This is a genomic window from Nocardioides guangzhouensis (assembly GCF_004519545.1).
GTDB classification, from domain to species: domain Bacteria; phylum Actinomycetota; class Actinomycetes; order Propionibacteriales; family Nocardioidaceae; genus Nocardioides; species Nocardioides guangzhouensis.
Genome location: NZ_SDKM01000001.1, coordinates 166,949 through 187,387, shown reverse-complemented (window position 1 = coordinate 187,387; position 20,439 = coordinate 166,949). Strand labels below are relative to the sequence as shown.

The 20,439-nt window shown below is 71.5% G+C and carries 16 protein-coding genes and 1 tRNA gene; 10 read left to right on the top strand and 7 right to left on the bottom strand.

Translation table 11 applies throughout. The annotated features are described in order from the left end of the window. Positions 1-145 precede the first annotated feature (145 nt). Together EKO23_RS00885 and EKO23_RS00880 are read right to left on the bottom strand one after the other, a co-directional pair. On the bottom strand, positions 146-2,911 hold the full coding sequence (locus tag EKO23_RS00885) for a winged helix-turn-helix domain-containing protein (RefSeq protein ID WP_134713101.1): 2,766 nt from the start codon (positions 2,909-2,911) through the stop codon (positions 146-148). 30 nt (positions 2,912-2,941) lie between these two features. Next, entirely contained in the window at positions 2,942-3,544 is a 603-nt protein-coding gene (locus EKO23_RS00880; protein ID WP_134713099.1) for a helix-turn-helix domain-containing protein, read from the bottom strand. Positions 3,545-3,811: 267 nt separating this feature from the next. Between EKO23_RS00880 and EKO23_RS00875 the strand changes: the two genes are divergently transcribed. The 3 genes from EKO23_RS00875 (at position 3,812) to EKO23_RS00865 (ending at position 6,148) form a co-directional block, all read left to right on the top strand. Then, positions 3,812-5,119 carry an MFS transporter gene (locus EKO23_RS00875; protein WP_134713097.1) on the top strand — a complete coding sequence of 436 codons (1,308 nt, stop codon included), beginning with the start codon at positions 3,812-3,814 and terminating at the stop codon, positions 5,117-5,119. A gap of 178 nt (positions 5,120-5,297) precedes the next feature. After that, a complete protein-coding gene (locus tag EKO23_RS00870; protein ID WP_134713095.1) occupies positions 5,298-5,807 on the top strand; it encodes an ester cyclase in 510 nt (169 codons plus the stop codon). Between the two features lie 267 nt (positions 5,808-6,074). Further along, a tRNA-Arg gene (locus EKO23_RS00865) sits at positions 6,075-6,148 on the top strand. A gap of 40 nt (positions 6,149-6,188) precedes the next feature. On the opposite strand, the gene EKO23_RS00860 is transcribed toward EKO23_RS00865, so the two are convergent. Both EKO23_RS00860 and EKO23_RS00855 read right to left on the bottom strand, forming a co-directional pair. Continuing rightward, positions 6,189-8,108 (bottom strand): PAS domain S-box protein, encoded by a 1,920-nt coding sequence (locus EKO23_RS00860; RefSeq protein ID WP_246050833.1) that lies wholly within the window; start codon positions 8,106-8,108, stop codon positions 6,189-6,191. Positions 8,109-8,352: 244 nt separating this feature from the next. Continuing rightward, positions 8,353-9,399: a phosphoinositide-specific phospholipase C-related protein gene (locus EKO23_RS00855; RefSeq protein WP_134713091.1), complete on the bottom strand. Its 1,047-nt coding sequence runs from the start codon at positions 9,397-9,399 to the stop codon at positions 8,353-8,355. 150 nt (positions 9,400-9,549) lie between these two features. Between EKO23_RS00855 and EKO23_RS24975 the strand changes: the two genes are divergently transcribed. Beyond that, positions 9,550-9,711: a hypothetical protein gene (locus tag EKO23_RS24975; protein WP_167880262.1), complete on the top strand. Its 162-nt coding sequence runs from the start codon at positions 9,550-9,552 to the stop codon at positions 9,709-9,711. A gap of 9 nt (positions 9,712-9,720) precedes the next feature. On the opposite strand, the gene EKO23_RS00850 is transcribed toward EKO23_RS24975, so the two are convergent. Then, entirely contained in the window at positions 9,721-11,058 is a 1,338-nt protein-coding gene (locus EKO23_RS00850; protein WP_246050842.1) for an aminopeptidase P family protein, read from the bottom strand. Between the two features lie 154 nt (positions 11,059-11,212). Here EKO23_RS00850 and EKO23_RS00845 point away from each other — a divergent pair, with 154 nt between their 5' ends. The 5 genes from EKO23_RS00845 to ettA all read left to right on the top strand — a co-directional run bounded on the left by EKO23_RS00845 (position 11,213) and on the right by ettA (position 18,227). Continuing rightward, positions 11,213-12,340, top strand: coding sequence for a PrsW family intramembrane metalloprotease (locus EKO23_RS00845; RefSeq protein ID WP_134713087.1), 1,128 nt, complete (start codon positions 11,213-11,215; stop codon positions 12,338-12,340). Next, positions 12,337-14,118 (top strand): dynamin family protein, encoded by a 1,782-nt coding sequence (locus EKO23_RS00840; RefSeq protein WP_246050832.1) that lies wholly within the window; start codon positions 12,337-12,339, stop codon positions 14,116-14,118. Before EKO23_RS00845 ends, EKO23_RS00840 begins: the two co-directional genes overlap by 4 nt. A 61-nt stretch (positions 14,119-14,179) precedes the next feature. After that, entirely contained in the window at positions 14,180-15,835 is a 1,656-nt protein-coding gene (locus EKO23_RS00835; RefSeq protein ID WP_134713085.1) for a GTPase, read from the top strand. A gap of 130 nt (positions 15,836-15,965) precedes the next feature. Next, positions 15,966-16,472 (top strand): single-stranded DNA-binding protein, encoded by a 507-nt coding sequence (locus tag EKO23_RS00830; protein ID WP_134713084.1) that lies wholly within the window; start codon positions 15,966-15,968, stop codon positions 16,470-16,472. 72 nt (positions 16,473-16,544) lie between these two features. Then, the gene (gene ettA, locus EKO23_RS00825) at positions 16,545-18,227 is read left to right on the top strand and encodes an energy-dependent translational throttle protein EttA (RefSeq protein WP_134713082.1); all 1,683 of its coding nucleotides are present in this window, start codon (positions 16,545-16,547) and stop codon (positions 18,225-18,227) included. Between the two features lie 104 nt (positions 18,228-18,331). On the opposite strand, the gene EKO23_RS00820 is transcribed toward ettA, so the two are convergent. Both EKO23_RS00820 and EKO23_RS00815 read right to left on the bottom strand, forming a co-directional pair. Then, positions 18,332-18,781: an SRPBCC family protein gene (locus EKO23_RS00820; protein WP_134713080.1), complete on the bottom strand. Its 450-nt coding sequence runs from the start codon at positions 18,779-18,781 to the stop codon at positions 18,332-18,334. A 29-nt stretch (positions 18,782-18,810) separates the two neighbouring features. After that, positions 18,811-19,296: a MarR family winged helix-turn-helix transcriptional regulator gene (locus EKO23_RS00815; RefSeq protein ID WP_246050831.1), complete on the bottom strand. Its 486-nt coding sequence runs from the start codon at positions 19,294-19,296 to the stop codon at positions 18,811-18,813. Positions 19,297-19,313: 17 nt separating this feature from the next. On the opposite strand from EKO23_RS00815, the gene EKO23_RS00810 reads away from it, so the two are divergent. Beyond that, the gene (locus EKO23_RS00810) at positions 19,314-20,438 is read left to right on the top strand and encodes a DNA glycosylase AlkZ-like family protein (RefSeq protein WP_217702390.1); all 1,125 of its coding nucleotides are present in this window, start codon (positions 19,314-19,316) and stop codon (positions 20,436-20,438) included. The last annotated feature ends 1 nt before the right edge of the window (position 20,439 follow it).

Below are 20,439 nucleotides of genomic sequence, written 5' to 3'. Positions count from 1 at the left end.
TCACGGATGTCGCCCGCCGAGTGGGTCCGTCTGACGGGGTCTGTCTCGTGTCCGCACGTTAGGAGCCGATGTGGTGAGACCGGATCACATCGAATGGTGAGATCGGTTGGTGAATTTCGGCCGTTCGGCGGCGATGTGCGCCGGGTCAGTCGGCGTTGGTGCGCGAAATCAGGTTGAGCTGGTGGGCACGGTTGACCGCGGCGCGCCGGTTGGTGACGCCGAGCTTGGCGTACAGGTTCTTGGTGTGGGTGCGGACCGTGTTGAGTGACAGGACGAGCTCGCGGGCAATGCCCGGGCCATCGAGCTCGCTGGCCAGCATCCGCAGCACGTCACGTTCCCGTCTGGTCAGTGGGTCGACCAGCTGATCCGTGCTGGCGCTGCTGACACCGGTCGCCGGCTCGGCATCGCTCGACTGGAACGTTGGGCGGGCAGCGTCGAGGAGTTGGCGCAGGTAGGGCCGGCCGGGCCGTCGCCGGTTCAGTGTCGACAGCAGCTGGGTCATCGACGAACCGCCGTCGAGGAAGACTCGGGCGTAGCCCTCCGGTTCGGCCAGGTCGAGGGCGCGTTCGAGGGCCTCGAGCGCCGAGGTCTCGTCGTGTGCTGCGTGGTGCGCGCGCGCCAGAAGGGTCAGGACCTCGATGACGGTGCCGTCCCGGGCCCCGGTTTCGGCCGCCGCCAGGAGCCGTTCGAGCAGCCCGATCGCGTCCTCCGGTGCCTGCGTGGTTCCGTCGCTGATGTGCTCGGCGAGCAGGATCATGGCGAGGGTGACGTGCTCGTACTCGCGCAGGTAGGACAGCCGGTTGCCTGGCACCAGACCTCTCTCGCGTGCCCATGCGCGGGCTGCGGGCAGGTCGCCGTGCGCCGCGAGCAGCCGGGCACGCATGGCTGGCACCGGCCGTACGTCGGGTGCGAAGTCGCCGACGTAGACCCGCTCGGCTTCCGCGAGCAGCCCGAGTGCCGCCTCGCGGTCGCCTTCGGCGTCGCGGAGCAGCGCCATCGCCGCGCGCCACCGGTAGGGGTTGCGTGGCATGCCCGCCTGCTCGCCGAGCTCCTCGGCGCGCCGCAGGTGCTCGTCCGCGGTGGTCAGGTCGTTGCGTTGCACCGCCAGCTCTGCCAGACAGGTGTGCATGTCGCGGGTGCCGCGCAGCGATGGGTTCCCGGCCGCAAGGAGGAGGGCCTGCTCGCAGGTTTCTTTCGCCTGGCGGAGCTTGCCTTGGGTGGTTTCGAGGTCGGCGAGGGTGGTGGAACAACCCAGCACGTCCGCGACGTACCCAAGGCGGCCCAGCCCAGCGGCGGCGTCGGTGTACCCGCGGTGCGCACCGTCGAGGTCGCCGACTGTCCACGACGCCAGCCCCGCGAGCGCAGCTGCGGAGGCACGCGTCAGGTCGTCGGACACAGGTGCCAGCTCGACGGCTCGGCGAGCGTGGCGCACCGTGCCAGCGAGGTCTCCGCCGACCAGCGCGAGACCGGCCCGCCACAGTTCGAGGCAGCCGGGCACGCGGGCCAGCTCGGCCGTGTCGACCACCACCAGTCCGGGCCGTTCCGCCACCGCCGACGGCTCCTCGGCGGAGGGTCCGAGCAACCGCTCGAGGTCGGCGAGCCGGCGTTCGGCCTCATCGAACTCGTTCGTGGACATCAGGGCACCGATGAACCCCGCCGCAAGCACCGGACGGCGCTGGACGACGGCGTCGGGAAGCTCCCGGATCCACCGGCGTAGCGTCGCTTCCTCCCGGTCGCGGCGGAGGCCGGGCACGGCCAGCTCCACCAGCTCGGCGGCGCGGTCCACATCACCGGCAGCCAGGGCGTGCCGCACCGCCGACACCGCGTGCCCGGTCTGGTCGTACCAGGCACTCGCGCGGCGATGCAGCTCCGCGACTCCGTCGGCTCCTCCGTCATCGAGGACCAGCCGCGACCTGAGCAGGTCTGCGAACAGGTGGTGGTAGCGGTACCAGCGGCGCTGGTCGTCCAACGGGACCAGGAACAGGTTCGCCCGCTCCAGGCGCTCGAGCATCACCGTGCCGTCAGACCCTCCGGTGACCGCATCGCAGAGCAGACCGCTGAGCCGGTCCAGCACGGAAGTCTCGAGCAGGAACCGGCGCACCGGGCCGGGCTGCCGGTCGAGCACCTCCTCGAGGAGGTAGTCGACGACGAACCGGTCATCTCCGGCGAATCCGGCCACGAACGCCGACGGGTCCGAGCGCCCCCGCAGGGAGAGGGCGGCCAGCTGGAGCGCGGCGACCCAGCCCTCGGTGCGCGCCTCGAGCGCCGCGATGTCGCCCGCGGCCAGGTCCAGGCCGCCGGTGTCGTTGAGATAGGCGTCCGTCTCCTCGGTGGTGAACCGGAGGTCCGCTGCCCGGACCTCGGAGAGCTCGCCGCGCACGCGCAGACGGGCCAGGGGCAGGGCCGGGTCGGCTCGAGTGCTGATGACCAGGCACAGCTGCGGCGGCAGATGGTCGACCAGGAACGTCATCCCGGACCGGACGCCCGGCCCCTCTGCCAAGTGGTAGTCGTCGAGGACCAACCTCACCTCCCCGGGCAGCACGCTCAGCTCGTTCACCAGCCCGGCCAGCACCCCGTGCGTGGGCTCGTGGCCTCCTCGGACCTGCTGCAGCGCACCCTCTCCGACCCCGGGGACCGCCCTGTCCAGGGCGGCGAACACGTAGGTCCAGAACGAGGAAGCGGATCGGTCGCCCTCGTCGAGGGAGACCCACGCGGTGACGAACTCTCGGTCGGGGTCAGATCCGGCCAGCCAGTCGGCGAGCAGGGTCGTCTTGCCGAACCCGGCCGGAGCCGAGACCAGCACCAGGCGGCCACCTGCGCGCGGTAGCCGATCGGTGATGCGGGGCCGGGTCACGATGCCCGAGCGTGCGGCGGGCACGAACAGCTTCGACTCCACCAAGGGACCGCTCACGACCACCACCCCCGGTGCACCACGGGCCACTCACTCACTGTCGTCATCGGGTCGGGCCCGGACGTGCATCCGCTCGCCGGGGCGGCCGAAGATGCTCAGGACCTCGGCCGGTCCGTCGCCGGTGCTGCCGAACCAGTGCGGTACCTGCGTGTCGAACTCCGCAGCCTCACCGACCTCGAGCACCAGGTCCCGGTCGCCCAGGACGAGTCGCATCCGCCCGGACAGGACGTAGAGCCACTCGAACCCGTCGTGTGAGCGCGGGTTCGGCTCGGACTGGGTCCCCGGGATGACGATCTTCCACGCCTGCACGCCGCCGGGATGGGTCAGCGGCAGCACCGTCCGGCCGTTCACCTTGCGAGGCTTGAGCCGAATCCTGGGGTCCCCGACATGCGGGGCGCCCACCAGGTCGTCCAAGGGCACCCGGTACGCCTGGGCCAGTGGTAGCAGCAGCTCGAGGCTGGGCTTGCGCTGACCGTTCTCGAGCCGCGAGAGCGTGCTCTTGGAGATTCCGGTGCGCTGCGAGATCTCCGTCAGCGTGAGACCGCGGTGCTCGCGCACCTGACGCAGCCTCGGAGCGACGCCGTCGAGCGCCGCGCCGATACTCGTCGAGTCCTGCGTCCCACGCTGCGGCATGGATCCATTGCACCGCCTCGTTCCCGGAAACAGCAACATTCGTTGTCTGGGGATGGGTGAACCTGGCCGGCATGAACGAGTACAACGTCGTGGTCATCGGTGGAGGCGCTGCCGCGACGCAAGCCCCTGCTGGGGCATTCGCCTACCACCCCTTTGCGGAAGGTCCCCGAGTCTTTGCGATGAAGGTGCGCCGAACCGCCAGTCCGGGGCACGCTGGGAAGCGCGTTCGAGCAATGGCCGCACCAGCCACGTCCCAGGGGGTGCTGCATGGGCCGTCCGACCTCACGGAAGGGAGGCACGCCGAGCGCCGGCCAACGCAGCGCCGACGTCGCGCTCTGTGGCGCACCCGCGGAGCCTGCTCGCGTCGGCTGGGGCTTCATCACCCTGTACGCGCTCGCCTACACCGGCACGTCGCTGCTGTTCTTGGCTCCGCTGCTGGTGTCGCTGGCGTTGAAGGTCAACGACCTCGTTGGCATCGGCGCTGCCCCGAGCCGGCTGGCGCTGGTCACCAGCGTCGGCTCCTTGCTGGCGATGATCGCGAACCCGTTCTTCGGCCGACTGAGCGACCGCACCTCCTCGGCGTGGGGGATGCGCCGGCCGTGGATGCTGGTCGGCCTCACCACTGGCAGCCTCGGCATCCTCGCGGTCGCCCTGGCGCCCAACGTCGCCGTCGTCCTCGTCGGCTGGTGCATCGCCCAGGTGTTCTTCAACGCCCTGCTCGCCGCGATGGCCGCCGTCATGCCGGACCATGTCCCCACCGACCAACGCGGCATGGTCTCCGGGATCATCGCGATCTGCCTCCCGGTCGCGTCCGTGCTCGGAACCTTCCTGGTCCAGCTGTTCGACCAGAACGTCCTCACGATGCTGATGGTGCCCTGTGCGGTCGGCGCGTCCCTGGTTCTCCTGTTCGTCGCGCGACTCACCGACCGCCGGCTCGAGCCCGGCCACAGGCCGCCGTGGTCGATCCGGGAGCTCCTGAGCACGTTCTACGTCAACCCCCGCCGCAACCCCGACTTCGCCTGGGTGTTCGCGAGCCGGTTCCTGCTGGTCACGGCGTACGCGTTCCTGGTCACCTACCAGGCCTACTACCTGCTCGAACATCTCGGCACCAGCGAAGCCGACGTCCCACACCAGATCTACCTGGGCACCTTGATCCAGTCCGCCGCTCTCGTCGCCTCGGCTCTTGTCACCGGCAAGCTGTCCGACCACACCGGCCGGCGGAAGGCCTTCGTGTGCGGGGCCGCACTGGTGTACGGGACCGCCCTGCTCGTGATCGCCGGCGCCGATGACCTCACTACCTACCTGGTCGGCATGGGGCTCGGGGGAGTCGGGTTCGGCATGTACATGGCCGTCGACCTGGCGCTCGTCGTCGACGTACTCCCCGACACACACCAGGCAGCCAAGGACCTCGGTGTCCTCAACATCGCCGGCGCCCTCCCGTTCTCGCTCGCCCCTGCCATCGCGCCCGCCATCCTCGCGGTCGGCGGCGACAGCTACCGAACGCTCTTCGGCGTAGCCGGCGCCTGTGCCGTCGCCGGCGCGGCCTCCATCTTCCCGGTCAAGGGCGTCCGCTGACCCCGGTCAGTCAGCTCTGGCTGGGGCCAGTCGGGGACTCGTTCCTGGAGTCGACGGGCGCGCGACTTCCGGAGTTCGCTTGGGACGCCGTGGAGCCACGCGCTCGTGCGGCGGTGCGACCCACCGTTGACCCGGTGCGACCGTTGTCGTGGCATCGCCCGAGTGCCATCGTTGGCAGATGGCAGGTCTCGTCTTCCCGGTCGATGTGACGTCCACCGAACTCGTGCGTTGGGTGTTTGAACGCATCAATGCTCACGATGTGGTCAGTCCGCGTCCCTTCTGGACCGAAGAGACCGTGGAGTACTTCCCTGATGCCACGTGTCGCGGAGCAGATCAGGTGGCCGCCTACTTCTCGGACAAGTTCGCCGCCATCGAGGGCTTCCACCTCGAGGTCGTGGCGATTGCCGAATCCGGCGACGATGTCCTCGTGCACTGGCGGGTGACAGGTCGCCACACCGGCACGCTGCTGGGAGTCGCCGGAACCGGGAAGCCGCTCGAGCTCGACGGCAGCGACCACTTCGTGCTGCGTGAAGGGAGGGTCGTGACCAACACCGTCGTCTTCGACCAGCTGGCGTTTGCCCGTCAGGTGGGCCTCATGCCACCGGACGGATCTGCAGTCGACAAAGCGCTCAAGGCGGCGTTCAACACCAAGACCAAGGCCATTCACGCGCTGCGCCGTTCACGCTAGCGTCTCCGCTGCGTCTTGATGGGCGAAGTGGGGCGCCCAGGCTGAACGGCATGGTCGGAGTCGCCGGAAGTCGGCTACCCGGACAGGTCGGTGTGACTCCGCTCGTCGCCCATGACTGCCCCGGCTCCCAAGGTCCCCGTGCATGTCTCGACGGCCAGCCTCGGCCGGCGCCAGACGGTGGGGCACAATGACGCCGTGGGCCGAGAGCACGGTTGGAACCACACGACTGTCATCCGATGCATGTCCCGACCGTGCTTCCGACCCCCCGCCTCCGTAGCTCAGCTGGACAGAGCAGCGGCCTTCTAATCCGCCGGTCACAGGTTCGAATCCTGTCGGGGGCACCGCAGCACCGCAGCAGCAGCACCGCAGCAGGATTCCGCGTCAGGTCTCCCGCGGGAGCCGCATCTCGAACGTGGGCGGCTCGCCGTCCGCGGGTGGCAGGTAGGTCACGTCGCCGCCGTGCGCGCGGGCGATCTCGCGCACGAGGTAGAGCCCGAGCCCGGTGCCGCCCGTGGTCTCCCCGACCACGAAGCGCTCGAACAGACGCGGGACGAGGTCGGCGGGGACGCCGGGGCCGCGGTCGGTCACCCGGATCTTGACCTCGTCGCCGGCGGCCGTGCCCAGGATCTCCACCGGAGGGAGGCCGTGGCGGAGGGCGTTGTCGACCAGGTTGTCGAGCGCCTGGCCCAGCCGCTCGGGGTCGACGCACACGACGATGTCGTGGGGGACGTCGACCTCGACCTGCGCGCCGGGGTCGGCGACCTTCCGACGGGTCGTCGCGCCCTGGATGGTCGTCCTGAGGGAGACGTCGTCGCGTCGCAGCTCGAGCGCGTCCACGTGCACCCGGGAGGCGGCGGAGAGATCGGACTCGAAGCGGCGGAGCCGGTGCGCGCTGGTACGGATGCCGTCGAGGAGCTCCGCGCGCTGGTCCGCCGACATCCGGTCCCAGAACGACTGCAGGGTGGCGGCCGCGCCGTCTATGACGGCCGTGGGGCTGCGGAGCTCGTGGGCGGTGACGGCGAGGAGATGGGCCTGGTCGGCGATCGCGGTCCTGCGGTGCTCCTCGTGCGCCAGCTGCTCGGTCTGGTCCCGGGTGACCTTGGCGAAACCGATGTGCCGCCCCGCGTCGTCGTGCACGGGACTGATCACGACGCTCGCCCAGAACCGGCTCCCGTCCTTGCGGACCCGCCAGCCCTCCTCGGCCAGCGTCCCGTCGCGCAGCGCGACCTCGAGATTGTGCTCGGGATGGCCACTGGCCCGCTCCTCGGGCAGGTAGAAGACCCGGAACGAGCGGCCCACGATCTCCGCGGCGGTGTACCCCTTGATGCGTTGCGCGCCGGCGTTCCAGCTGACGATGTTCCCGTCGACGTCGAGCATGAAGATGGCGTACTCCGCGACCGCGGTCACCAGCAGCCGGAAGGTCGCCTCGCTGCGTCGCAGGTCGCCCTCGGCTGCGCGCTGGGCGGTGATGTCCTGGACCTGCGCGAAGGTGTAGAGCGCCCGGCCCAGGGAGTCACGGACCGGGGCGAGCGTGACCCGCACGACGCGGGACGGCTCCTCGCCCTCGGGGACGGGGAGCAGGTGCTCGAACGTGGCCAGGTCCCGGCCGGCGCGGTAGATCGTGCGCAACCCGCGGTCGAGCGCGTCACCCTCCCCGCCCGTCAACCGACCATAGTCGACCCCCACCAGGTCGAAGGGGCTGCAGGACATCAGGTCGGCGAGGGCACGGTTGGCCCGCACGACCGTCCCGGTCACCGTCAGCACCGCCATCCCGATCGTCGCCTGGTCGAACAGCATCCGGAACTGCTCGAGGTGCTCGTCGAGGACGCGCTGCTCCCCGGCGAGGACACGCTGCTCGTCGTCCGACAGCTCCTCCACCACGCTCAGCCTCTGTCGTGGGGTCGGGCCGGTCTCGCTGTCGAGCGACCGCATCAGCCTTGCCGGGAGTTCGTCGAGGTCGATCGACTTCTCGATGAAGTCGGTGGCGCCGTACTCGAGCGCACGCTGCGCCAGCCCCTGCGCCTCGAAGCCGGTGAAGATCACCACCTTCGTCGCGGGGCTCACGGCCAGGATCGCCGGCAAGGCCTCCACACCGTCGGCGGTGGGCATCGACACGTCGAGCAGCAGCAGCGCCGGCTCGTGCCGGTAGACGAGGCCGATCGCCTGGTCGCCGTCCGCTCCCTCGCCCACGACCTCGAAGAGTCCTGACAGCTCGAGCCGCCGGCGTACGAGCGAACGCACCTCCGGGGAGTCGTCGACCAGGACCACGGAGGGCTTCGGTCCGTCAGGTACGACGTTCACGTGCCGCCTGTTCCCGCCGGTGAGCGGCGTCATGCTGGGTCGGCGCCACGAGATCCTTCGCGGACCCATCGACACCTCGGCGGGACCGACCCGATCGAGCCGGGCACCTGGACGGGTGCGCCGCCCGGGAGGTGCGTGACACCGGGCGGCGCCACGTTGCCGGCCCCCGCCGGGACCGACTCTACGCCCGGACGACCGGGTTCGCACCGGGTCGTCACTGAATCCGAGAGGCGCCGAGACGCGGTCACTCGTTGAGGGCGGCGACGACGGGGAGCAGGTCACCGGACTCGTAGAAGTCGACCGCGACCAGGTTGACCGGCTGCCGGCGCAGTCGCGCGCACATGTCGATCCGGTCGCCGAGCACGTCGGCCTCGTTCACGCTCGCCGCGGCGCTCTCGGAGGCCGGGGTGATCCAGTGGTTGAGCAGGAACAGCGGGGCGCTGGTGGATCCCCGGTGGCGGCGGCAGGACAGGGGGCTCTCGAGGGACGACGTGCGGCGATACGTGTACGGCACCTCCTGCACCAGGCCGTCGGTGAAGACGTTGGGCAGGTCAGGGCCGAGGTCGCCGTTCTCCAGGCCGACCACGGCACGCCGGCCGGAGGCGAGCATCTCGCCGAGCGTGGGCAACGGCTTCGCGGGATCCAGCGTCGCGAGGTACGGCGCGAGGTCGTCGAGGGCATCCCGCAGCGGTTCGGCCGGCATCTCGTCCTGGATGACGATCACCAGGACCTCGTCCGGGTGCTCGTCGAGGAACCGGCGCCACGTGGCGACCACGCTGGTCATCGACTGCGCGCCGAGCTCGCAGAACTGGTGACAGAGGTAGACCTGGCGCGGGGCGTCGTCGGACGGGGCCCCGGCCCGACGGCGGAGGTCGACGGCACGCCGTACGGACTCCTTGTGGGTGGCCTGCACCAGCAGGTTGGCGCGCGAGGTGGTGGTGATGTCCGTGTAGACCACCTGCTTGCCGTCGACTGAGCGGACCGACCCGAGGTAGGCGTCGACGAGGAAGCCGCGCACCCCGGCGGCCAGCTGGGCCGCGATCCCGCTCTGCTGGTCGGGGTAGCCGAACCCGTCGGCGGCGGCGTTCATCGAGTTGTGGGTGGTCGCGAAGGCCACCTGGTCGAGCCTGCGGTCGCACAGCTCCGCGGACCCGGCGCAGGTGCCGGTCCAGCTCCCGCCGTCGGCGCCGCCGGAGGACATGCCGCGCAGGACCACCAGGCCGGTGCTCGCAGCAGCCAGCGCCGCGAGCGTCGCCAGGACGACCGCGACCGTCCTCCGATGCCTGGCCACGGCCCAAGTATCGCGGGCGCGGGACCCGGTGACCTGATGTTCGACACCCTCAGGGGCTGACCCGCGCGGGCAGGCACGTGTGGGTCATGGTGCTGGAGGGGTGGCGGCCCTACCGTCGAAGCAACCATCCATGCGAAACGGGAGGTCGCCGTGGAGCGGTTGTGGTTCCTTGCGCTCGCGGTCGTCGTTGCCGTGATGCTCGTCTGGGTGGCGATCAGCACCTGGCGGGCGCGGGCGAGCCAGGTCCGTTTCGACCACTCCGTCGACGAGCCCCCACCGGACCAGCGCGACCAGCACCCGCCGGCCGCGTGAGCGACCCCGTCAGCCCTTCAGGCGGCCCATCCACGCCTCGACCTCGCCCGGCTCGCGGGGCAGGGACTCAGAGAGGTTGGTCCAGCCGGTGTCGGTGACCACGACGTCGTCCTCGATCCGGATGCCGATGCCGCGGAGCTCCTCGGGGACGAGCAGGTCGTCCTCCTGGAAGTAGAGCCCCGGCTCGACGGTCAGCACCATGCCCGCGTCGAGGGTGCCCTCGGCGTACGCCTCGGGAGAGGCCTGCCCGCAGTCGTGCACGTCCATCCCGAGCATGTGGCTGGTGCCGTGCAGGGTCCAGCGGGAGTAGACCTTGGAGTCCGGGTCCAGCGCCTCCTCGACCGAGACCGGCAGCAGGCCGAGGTCGCCGAGCCCGTGCGCGAGCACGGTCATCGCGGCGTTGTGCGGTTCGCGGAAGGCCACGCCGGGACGCACGGCCGCGATGCCGGCCTCCTGGGCGGCGTAGACGAGGGAGTAGAGGTCGCGCTGCAGCGGCGTGAACCTGCCGTTGACCGGCAGCGTTCGGGTGACGTCCGCCGTGTAGAGGTTGTGGCCCTCGACGCCCATGTCGAGCAGCACCAGCTCGCCGGGTGTGATCGACCCGGAGTTCTCGATCCAGTGCAGCGTGGTGGCGTGCTTGCCGCCGCCGACGATCGAGTCGTAGCCGATGTCGTTGCCCATCGCGCGGGCCCGGCGGAAGAACGTGCCCTCGATCCAGCGCTCGCCGTACTTCAGGACGTTGGCCCAGTCGGCGACCGAGTCCTCGAAACCCAGCGTGGTGGCGTCGCAGGCGGCCTGCAGCTCGCCGAGCTCCCACTCGTCCTTGACCAGGCGCATCTCGGAGAGCACCCGCGAGAACTCGCGGTCGAGACCCTCGTCTCCCGTCACCAGGGCGTCGACGCGGTCGTCCACGCCGCGCAGCACGCGGGTCTTGCCGGAGGCGCGCAGGGCGCCGGGCAGGTCGTCGATGTGCCGGCAGGTGAGCCCGAGCGAGTCGGACATCTCCTTCAGGGAGGGGCGGCGACCGGCCCACAGCTCGCCGTACTGGCGGTCGCGGAAGAACTCGTCGGTGTCGCGGTCGGAGCGGGGACGCGCGTAGAGCACCGCCTCGCCGCCGTCGACGACCAGCACCGCGTCGGAGGTCAGGTTGCCGGAGAGGTAGGCATGGGCGGTGTCCGCACGGAAGCGGTAGTCGGTGTCGTAGGCGCGCACCTTGTAGCCACCGGCCGGGATCACCAGCCGTTCGCCCGGGAACGTGTCGGCCAGCTTCGCCCGGCGGGCGGCGGCGTACGGCGTGATCGGGTGCGGCGGGAGGTCGAGCTCGCGGTCACCCCACCCCTGGCGCATGAACGCCGACCAGGCCTCGGGGACCTTGGGGTCGTGCCCCTCGGGCTCGGTGGAGGTGTGCAGGGACTCGGCGTGGGAGCCCTCGGTGAGTTCGTTCTCGGTCACGGCTCCACCATACGCGGGGGCCTCTCCGAGCCACGTTACGCTTCGCCCCATGCCTTCCCCCCGCAACGAGAACGTCGTGTTCGCGGCCGTCGTGTCGTCGATCGCGGCCGTTGCGGCGGTGCCGATCGCGCTGGTGATCGCCCTCTCCGGCGGGGGTACGACGGTCGTCCTGGCGGCCCTCTTCGCGCTGGTCCCGGTGGGTCCGCTGGTGGCCTGCTACCTCTGGCTGGACCGCTACGAGCCCGAACCCCGCTCGCTGCTGGTGACCGGGCTCGCGTGGGGCGCCTTCGTCGCGACCCTGCTGGCGCTGGTGCTCCAGGGGCTCGGCGGGCTGGTCGCCGGCTTCACCGACACGGAGAGGCTCTCGCTGGTCGCGCCGATCACCGAGGAGGCCACCAAGGGGCTGTTCCTGGTGCTGTTGCTGGTGTGGCGCCGCAACGAGCTCGACGGCGTCCTCGACGGCATCGTGTACGCCGGGATGGTCGGCATCGGCTTCGCCTTCACCGAGAACATCCTCTACCTCGCGGCGGCGTACAACGGCACCGACGGGGCCGGCCCGGGCGGCATCGAGGAGCTCGGGTTCACGTTCGTCCTGCGCTGCATCGCCAGCCCGTTCGCGCACCCGCTCTTCACGGCGTTCACCGGCATCGGGGTCGGCATCGCGATCACCAGCCGTTCGCGCGTCGTACGCGTGCTCGCGCCGTTCCTGGGGTACTGCGTCGCGGTGCTCGCCCACGCCCTCTGGAACTCCTCCACGCTGCTCGCCGACGGAGCAGGCTTCTTCGCCGTCTACGCCATCGTCATGGTCCCGGTGTTCGTCACGCTGACGTTCCTGGCGGTCTGGGCCCGCTCCCGGGAGGCCCGGATCCTGCAGGGAGCGCTGGCGGACGCGGCGCTGCGCGGCCTCCTGCCGTACGACGACATCCCGCACCTCGTGAACCTCGGCGCCCGTCGCCGGGCCCGCCAGTTCGCACGCGTCCACGGCGGCCCGGACGGCCTGGCCGCCATGCGCAGCTACCAGCAGGCCGCGATCGAGCTCGCGTTCCTGCACCACCGCTTCCTGCGCGGCACCGCTCCCCGCAACTTCTCGGCCCGCGGCCAGGGATTCGTGGACCGCATGCAGGCCGCGCGTCCGTACATCTCGTTCCCGGGGGCGCACGGAAGGGTGCTCCGGTGAAGATCCAGTCCGAGGAGATGCTGACCGCACTGGTGCAGCTCCACCACACGCTCCAGCAGGCCGAGCTGCCGCTTGAGGTGCCCGGTGCCGACGGCCAGCGGCAGTCCCGCACCGAGATGGTCGACCAGCTCGAGGACTACGTCATCCCGCGGCTGATGACGATCGACGCGCCGCTGCTGACGGTCGTCGGCGGCTCCACGGGCGCCGGCAAGTCGACGCTGGTGAACTCCCTGGTCGGCCGGCGGGTCACCGAGCCCGGGCTGCTGCGTCCGACCACCCGCTCGCCGGTCCTGGTGCACCACCCGGAGGACGGCAGGTGGTTCGGCCAGGAGCGGGTGCTTCCCGACCTCGAGCGCACCGACCGGCCCACCACCGACAGCCACGCCCTCCAGCTGGTGCCCGCCGACTCCGTCCCGTCGGGACTGGCGATCCTGGACGCCCCCGACGTCGACTCGGTCGAGGAGCGCAACCGGACGCTGGCCGCGCAGCTGCTCGCCGCCGCCGACCTGTGGCTCTTCGTCACCTCCGCGGCGCGGTACGCCGACCAGGTGCCGTGGGGCTTCCTCCGCCAGGCCGCCGAGCGCAGCACCGCCGTGGCGATCGTGCTCGACCGCACCCCCGACGAGGCCGTCGAGACGGTCTCGTCGCACCTCGCCCGGATGCTCGCGAGCCGAGGCCTCAAGGACTCGCCGCTGTTCGTGGTCCGCGAGGGGAAGGTGAGCGACGAGGGGCTGCTGCCCCCCGAGGCGGTCGCCGACATCCGCGGCTGGCTCCAGTCGCTCGCCGCCGACACCGATGCCCGCGGTGCGGTCGTCAAGCAGACCCTCGAGGGTGCCATCCGCTCGGTCTCCCGGCGGGCCTACCTCGTCGCCGACGCACTCGACGAGCAGACCGCCGCCGCGACGTCGCTGCGCCAGCAGGTGGACGCGGCGTACGACGGCGCGCTGGAGGCGGTCAACAAGGCCAGCGCCGACGGCACGCTGCTCCGCGGCGAGGTGCTTGCCCGCTGGCAGGAGTTCGTCGGCACCGGCGAGCTGCTCAAGTCCCTGGAGTCCCGGGTCGGGCGGGTGCGCGACCGGGTGGTCGGCGCCGTCCGCGGCAAGCCGGCCCAGGTCGAGCGGGTCACCGTCGCCGTCGAGAGCGGCCTCGAGACGCTGCTGCTCGAGCACGCCGAGGCCGCCGCCGAGCGGGCCGAGGCCTCCTGGCACTCCGTCGGCCCGGGCCGCGCACTCCTGGAGGGCGCCCCGCAGGACATCGGCCGGGCGTCGCGGGAGTTCCGACGCCAGGCCGAGCGCACGGTGCGTGACTGGCAGCAGGGCGTGCTCGACATGGTCCGCACGGAGGGCGCCGAGAAGCGCACCACCGCGCGGTTCCTGGCGTTCGGCGTCAACGGGCTGTCGGTGGCGCTCATGGTGGTGGTCTTCGCCCACACCGCCGGCCTCACCGGCGCCGAGGCCGGGATCGCCGGCGGCTCGGCGGTGCTCGGGCAGAAGCTGCTCGAGGCGGTCTTCGGCGACCAGGCCGTGCGCACTCTCGCCGCCCGCGCCCGCGAGGACCTCGACCGCCGGGTCGTCGAGCTGATGGCAGGCGAGCGGGGCCGCTGGACCGCGCTGCTCGACTCCCTCGCCGTCGACCGGGCGGCCCCGGACCGGCTGCGGAACGCCGCGCGGCGCGTCGACGACGAGTGGTTCGCGCGGCGCGCGGTCGACGTCCGCGAGGAGCGGGCGGCGCACCCCCACGGCCACGCGGAGGGCCACGCCGAACAACCGGCCGAATAGAAGGCCGCACTACCCGACCTCTACAGTTGTTGCCCCACCCGTGTGCGCTCAGAGGGAGCAGATGACGACCTTGCTGGAGGGAGCCAAGAAGCTGGTCTCCCGGTCCTCCGACGTCGGTGCCCTGGTCGCCGGGCTCGAGACCGCGGTGACCAACGCCCGCGGGCGCCTCGACGACGAGCTCGTCGACGCCGCGCAGGAGGTCGTCGACCGTGCCTCGGGCCGGCTCCTGCTCACCGCCGACCACACGATCATCGCGATCGCCGGCGCCACCGGGTCCGGCAAGTCGTCGACCTTCAACGCGCTCACCGGGCTGGAGCTCTCCGCGGTCGGCGTACGCCGCCCCACCACGTCGTGGGCCACTGCCTGCGTGTGGGGCACCGAGGGCGCCCCGGAGCTGCTGGAGTGGCTGGGCATCCCGGCCCGGCACCAGGTCACCCGCGACTCGATGCTCGACGTCGGCCGCGAGGACCGGCGCCTCGACGGCACCGTGCTGCTCGACCTGCCCGACCACGACTCCACCGAGGTCTCCCACCACCTCGAGGTCGACCGTCTGGTGAAGCTCGCCGACCTGCTGGTGTGGGTCCTCGACCCGCAGAAGTACGCCGACGCCGCGATCCACGACCGCTACCTCAAGAAGCTCTCCGGCTACGGCGACGTGACCATGGTGGTGCTCAACCACATCGACACCGTGCCCGAGGACCGTCGCGAGGCGATGCTGGCCGACGTACGCCGGCTGCTCGACCAGGACGGCCTGGCCGACGTCCCGGTGCTGGCGATCAGTGCCCGGCACGGCATCGGCCTCGACCGGCTCAAGGACGAGATGGTCGAGCGGGCCACGTCCAAGAAGGCGATGCGCACCCGGCTCCAGGCCGACGTCCGCGCTGCTGCCGGCGCGATGGCGACGGCGTCCGGCACCGGCCGGCCCGGTACGCCGGCCCGTGACCGCACCGCCGAGCTCGAGGAGTCGTTCGCGGACGCGGCCGGGGTGCCGATCGTGGTCGACGCCGTGGCTGCCTCCACCCGCCTGCGCGCCCGCCGGGCCACCGGCTGGCCGGTCACGTCGTGGCTCTCCCGGTTGCGACCCGACCCGCTCAGGCGGCTGCACCTCGACCTCGGCAGCGAGGGCAGGGCGCTGACGAAGGCGGCGCGGACCTCGGTGCCCGAGCCGACCAGGGTGCAGCGGGCCCGCGTCGACGCCGCCGTGCGCGGTCTGGCCGACGACGTCGCGAAGGACCTCCACCGGCCGTGGCAGGACGCGGTGCGCAGGGCGTCGGTCCAGCACCTCGACGACATCGGAGACCGGCTCGACTCCACCCTCGCCGGCACCGACCTGGGCGTCGCCCGGATCCCGGTCTGGGCGGGCGTCGTGCGCGTGCTCCAGTGGCTGCTGATCACCTCGGCGGTGGCCGGAGCCGGCTGGTTGGCGGTGCTGGCGGTGATGTCCTACCTCAAGCTGCCCGAGCCCGAGACCCCGTCGGTGATCGGGGTCCCGGTGCCCACGCTGATGCTGCTCGGTGGCGTGCTGCTGGGCGTGCTGCTGGGCGTGCTCTGCTGGGTGCTGGTGGCGTTCACCGCCCGGGCCCGCGCGCATGCCGCCGACCGGCGGCTGCGGACCGGCATCCGCTCCGTGATCGCGGACCTGGTCACCAAGCCGATCGACGCCGAGCTCGAGGCCTACAACAAGGTCCGCCACGGGCTCAACGACGCCCTCTCCTGACCCGGTTTCCGTGCACAGGCACGGGTCGCCGGCCGGTTCTCCACAGGCCGTACGCCGGCGCGCCGCCGGCGTCGGCGGTCGCGCGCAGCCTTGTCGTCGCAAGGGCACCGACGACAGGAGTGAGAAGCCGATGAACGAGACCTTTGTGACCGTGCAGGGCTGGCTGGGCAACGACGTGGAGCTCAGGCAGGCGGGCGAGGCCCCGGTGGCGACGTTCCGGGTGGCGTCGACACCGCGCTACTGGAGCCGCCGCGACCGCGCCTGGACCGACGGCGACACCACCTGGTTCACCGTCAACGCGTGGCGGGCGCTGGGGGAGCACTGCGCCTCCTCGCTGCGCCGGGCCGACCCGGTCGTGGTGCACGGCCGGCTCACCTCCCAGGTGTGGAAGGACCAGGACGGCCACGAGCGGGTGACGCTGGTGATCGAGGCGGTCAGCGTCGGCCACGACCTCTCCCGCGGCACCAGCGCGTTCACCAAGCAGGTGCGCCCGGCCGAGCCCGACGACGCCGAGCTGCGCGAGCACAACGCCGCGCTCGGCAACGCCGGGCCGCAGGTCAGCAGCATCGACGGGGAGGCGGTCGCCCGGGAGGAGGGCGCTGCGCCCGACCCCGCGACCGACGGCACCGCGGCGTGAGGTGTCCCGAGCGGGGTCCGCGCAGCCCGCCCGATTGGAGCCACCGGACAGCCGCGCCGTAGGCTCACGGCCATGGCTGACTATGTCTTCACACTGCGCAACGTGCGCAAGGCGCACGGCGACAAGGTTGTCCTCGACAACGTGACCCTGTCCTTCCTCCACGGCGCCAAGATCGGCGTCGTCGGTCCGAACGGCACGGGCAAGTCGACGCTGCTGAAGATCATGGCCGGGCTCGACCACGCCAACAACGGCGACGCGATCCTCGACCCCGACGCCACGGTCGGCATGCTCCAGCAGGAGCCGCCGCTGAGCGAGGGCAAGACCGTCCTCGAGAACGTCGAGGAGGCGGTCCACGAGATCAAGGGGAAGCTCGATCGCTTCAACAAGATCTCCGAGGAGCTCGCGGACCCCGACGCGGACTACGACAAGCTCCTCGCCGAGATGGGCGACCTGCAGACCGACCTCGACCACGCCAACGCATGGGACCTCGACAGCCGGCTCGACCAGGCCATGGACGCGCTGCGCTGCCCGCCTGCCGACGTGCTGGTCGACAACCTGTCCGGTGGTGAGCGGCGCCGCGTGGCGCTGTGCAAGCTGCTGCTGCAGCAGCCCGACCTGCTGCTGCTCGACGAGCCCACCAACCACCTCGACGCCGAGTCCGTCCAGTGGCTCGAGGGCCACCTCGCGTCGTACCCGGGCGCCGTCCTCGCCGTGACCCACGACCGGTACTTCCTCGACAACGTCGCGCAGTGGATCCTCGAGCTCGACCGTGGCAAGACGCACCCGTACGAGGGCAACTACTCGACGTACCTCGAGACCAAGAAGGACCGCCTCAAGATCGAGGGCCAGAAGGACGCCAAGCGCGCCCGGATGCTCGAGAAGGAGCTGGAGTGGGTCCGGTCGAACCCGAAGGCACGCCAGGCCAAGAGCAAGGCGCGCCTCCAGCGCTACGAGGAGATGGCGGCCGAGGCCGACCGGATGCGCAAGATCGACACCTCCGAGATCAACATCCCGGCCGGTCCGAGGCTCGGTGACGTGGTGCTCGAGGCGAAGGGTCTCGGCAAGGGCTTCGAGGGCCGCACGCTCATGCACGACCTGTCGTTCTCGCTGCCGCGCGCCGGCATCGTCGGCGTGATCGGCCCGAACGGCGTCGGCAAGACGACCCTGTTCCGGATGATCACCGACCAGGAGCAGCCCGACGAGGGCGACCTCACCGTCGGGCAGACCGTGAAGATCTCGTACGTCGACCAGAGCCGTGGCGGCATCGACCCCATCAAGAACGTCTGGGAGGTGGTCTCCGACGGGCTCGACTTCATCAAGGTCGCGAACTTCGAGATGAACTCCCGTGCGTACGTCGCGTCGTTCGGGTTCAAGGGCCCGGACCAGCAGAAGAAGGCCGGCGTCCTGTCCGGCGGTGAGCGCAACCGTCTCAACCTCGCGCTCACGCTGAAGATGGGTGGCAACCTGCTGCTGCTCGACGAGCCGACCAACGACCTCGACGTCGAGACCCTGTCCTCGCTCGAGGACGCGCTGCTCGACTTCCCGGGCTGTGCCGTGGTCACCTCCCACGACCGGTGGTTCCTCGACCGCGTCGCCACCCACATCCTCGCCTGGGAGGGCGACGAGGAGGACCCGGCGAGCTGGTTCTGGTTCGAGGGCAACTTCGCGGCCTACGAGGAGAACAAGGTCGAGCGCCTCGGCGTCGAGGCGGCCCGCCCGCACCGGGTCACGCACCGCCGCCTGACCCGCGACTGACCCCCGTCCTCCACAGCCACCCCGCTCCACCCACGGTGACCCGGCACAAGATGTGCCGGGTCACCGTCGATCTTGCGTGGTGAGTCGGCACAGGATGTGCCGGGTCAGTGGTGGGAGTCGGCGTACGCGTCGAGGGCGGAGCGCCACAGGCGCGGGAACGCGACCGGACCGATGAGCCGTTGCCCGAGCAGGATCGCACTGCCGCGCAGCCCGCGCGGGTCGTGGTGGTCGACGGCGCACTCGAGCCGACTGCCGCCATCGGGCAGGCCGTGGATGTCGATGTCGCCGGTGCCCGCGTCGCAGTGGTCGCTGTCCAGCAGGTCCCAGTGGATGTGCCGAGAGTCCGGCCACTCGTAGCGGAGCTGCACCCAGATGGCCGTACCTGCGCTACCCTCCCGGGCCACCGCCCAGGTGTCGCCCTGCTCGACGAGGCGGTACTTCGCGGGATCGAGGGTCCGGCGCCAGGTCGTGAGCCGCTGGTCGGAGAAGTCCGTGAACGCCGTGAGGACCTGGGCAGGGGTGGCCCGGGTCTCGAGATGGAAGTGGAAGAGCATCCTGGAATCCTGTCCCGTGACCCGCCGGGTCAGCGGATGTCGACCTCGGGGTGCGCGGCACTGAGCTTGTCCACGACCGCGTCCATGACCCGGCCCATGGCGGCGAAGTCGTCGGCGTCGGCGATGTCGACGAGGTGCTCGCGCACTCCGGTGACGTGCGTAGGCGCGGCCTCGACCAGCAGGGCGTACCCCTGGTCGGTGAGCTGCGCGACGATGCCCCGGCCGTCGTCGCCGGACTTGCAGCGCTCGACCCAGCCGGCCGCCTCCATGCGCGAGATCGTGTGCGTGATCCGGCTGCGGCTGAAGCGCATCGCGTCGGCGAGGGTCGACATCCGGAGCGCGTGCTGGTCGGCCTCGGAGAGCCGGACCAGCACTTCGTACTCGTTGAGGCCGATGCCGAAGGCCTCGCGCAGCTCGTCGTCGAGTCGGTCCATGAGGAGGGTCTGCCCGACCAGGTAGGCGCGCCAGGTGTGCTGCTGGTCCTGGTCAAGCCAACGGGCCCGAGTGTCGGTCACGGTCAGCAGTCTAGGGCGTGGCACTCCTGAAACCGTGTCCGCGGCGTGGCGCACGATGGTCGCATGCAGGTCACCCGCGACGCCGTCCTCCGTCACCGCGTGCACGCCCACAGCTCGACGGCTCCGGTCCCGGGGACGACGCGAGCATCCTCGACCTGGGTGCCCAGGACACCGGTCCGGACGGCGCAGCGTGGGCGCTGGCGCTGCGCGGGTGCACGGTCCCGGCCGAGGAGCTGGTGCTCGCCTGGACGCTGCGCGGGGCGCCGCACTTCTACCGTCGGGCCGAGGGCGCCCACGTCGCCGCCGCGGTGGCGCCGCTCAGCGAGGCGGACGCCGCCAAGCGGGTCTTCGACGCGTCGAAGCCGTTGCGGGAGGCCGGCATCCCGGTGCTCGACGCCCTCGACCGGGTGGCCGCCGAGATGCGCGACATCGTCACCGAGCCGACCGGGAAGGGCGACCTGTCGAGCGCGCTGACCGAGCGGCTGGACGCGCCGTACCTCCGCTGGTGCCGGCCGTGCCAGGCCACGCACTCCTACGAGCAGACGTTCCGGCTCTCCGCGCTGCGGGCCGGGCTGGAGCTCGAGCCGGGCACGTCACCGCCGGTGCTGCACCGGATCCCGGGCTGGCGCGGCCCGGCGCGGAGCGTGCCCGCGCACCTGGACCCGGTCCGGGCGGCGCTCCGGCTGCTCGGGCCGTCCACGCCGCAGCAGGTCGCGGCGTACGTCGACGCGCCGGTGAAGGAGATCAGGGCGCACTGGCCCGAGGACGTCGAGCCGGTCGAGGTCGAGGGCACGACGCTGGACGCGCTCGCGGACGACGTCGCGGCGCTGCGCGACCCGGTGCCGGTCGACGGGGTGCTGCTGCTCGGCCCGTTCGACCTGTTCCTGCAGGGCCGCGACCGCGAGCTCGTGGTGCCGGACCCGGCGGCCCGCAAGGACCTGTGGCGGGTGCTCGGCCGCCCGGGCGGGGTGCTCGCCGGCCACGAGGTGGTCGGGTCCTGGCGGCCCCGCTCGTCGGGCAGGAAGCTCCGCCTCGCCGTGACCATGTGGTCCGGAGGCGACATGCCCGACGGCGTGGCCGAGCAGGGCGAACGCCTGGCCGCGCACCGCGGCCAGGCGTTCGACGGTTTCGTGGACGGCTGAC

What these genes read in the sequence shown, in the direction of transcription:
- EKO23_RS00830 (WP_134713084.1), top strand. Translation starts at nt 15,966, where the DNA reads ATGAACGAGACCTTTGTGACCGTGCAGGGCTGGCTGGGCAACGACGTG.
- EKO23_RS00820 (WP_134713080.1), bottom strand. Translation starts at nt 18,781, where the DNA reads ATGCTCTTCCACTTCCATCTCGAGACCCGGGCCACCCCTGCCCAGGTC.
- ettA (WP_134713082.1), top strand. Translation starts at nt 16,545, where the DNA reads ATGGCTGACTATGTCTTCACACTGCGCAACGTGCGCAAGGCGCACGGC.
- EKO23_RS00880 (WP_134713099.1), bottom strand. Translation starts at nt 3,544, where the DNA reads ATGCCGCAGCGTGGGACGCAGGACTCGACGAGTATCGGCGCGGCGCTC.
- EKO23_RS00850 (WP_246050842.1), bottom strand. Translation starts at nt 11,058, where the DNA reads ATGCGCCAGGGGTGGGGTGACCGCGAGCTCGACCTCCCGCCGCACCCG.
- EKO23_RS00835 (WP_134713085.1), top strand. Translation starts at nt 14,180, where the DNA reads ATGACGACCTTGCTGGAGGGAGCCAAGAAGCTGGTCTCCCGGTCCTCC.
- EKO23_RS00845 (WP_134713087.1), top strand. Translation starts at nt 11,213, where the DNA reads ATGCCTTCCCCCCGCAACGAGAACGTCGTGTTCGCGGCCGTCGTGTCG.
- EKO23_RS00870 (WP_134713095.1), top strand. Translation starts at nt 5,298, where the DNA reads ATGGCAGGTCTCGTCTTCCCGGTCGATGTGACGTCCACCGAACTCGTG.
- EKO23_RS00875 (WP_134713097.1), top strand. Translation starts at nt 3,812, where the DNA reads ATGGGCCGTCCGACCTCACGGAAGGGAGGCACGCCGAGCGCCGGCCAA.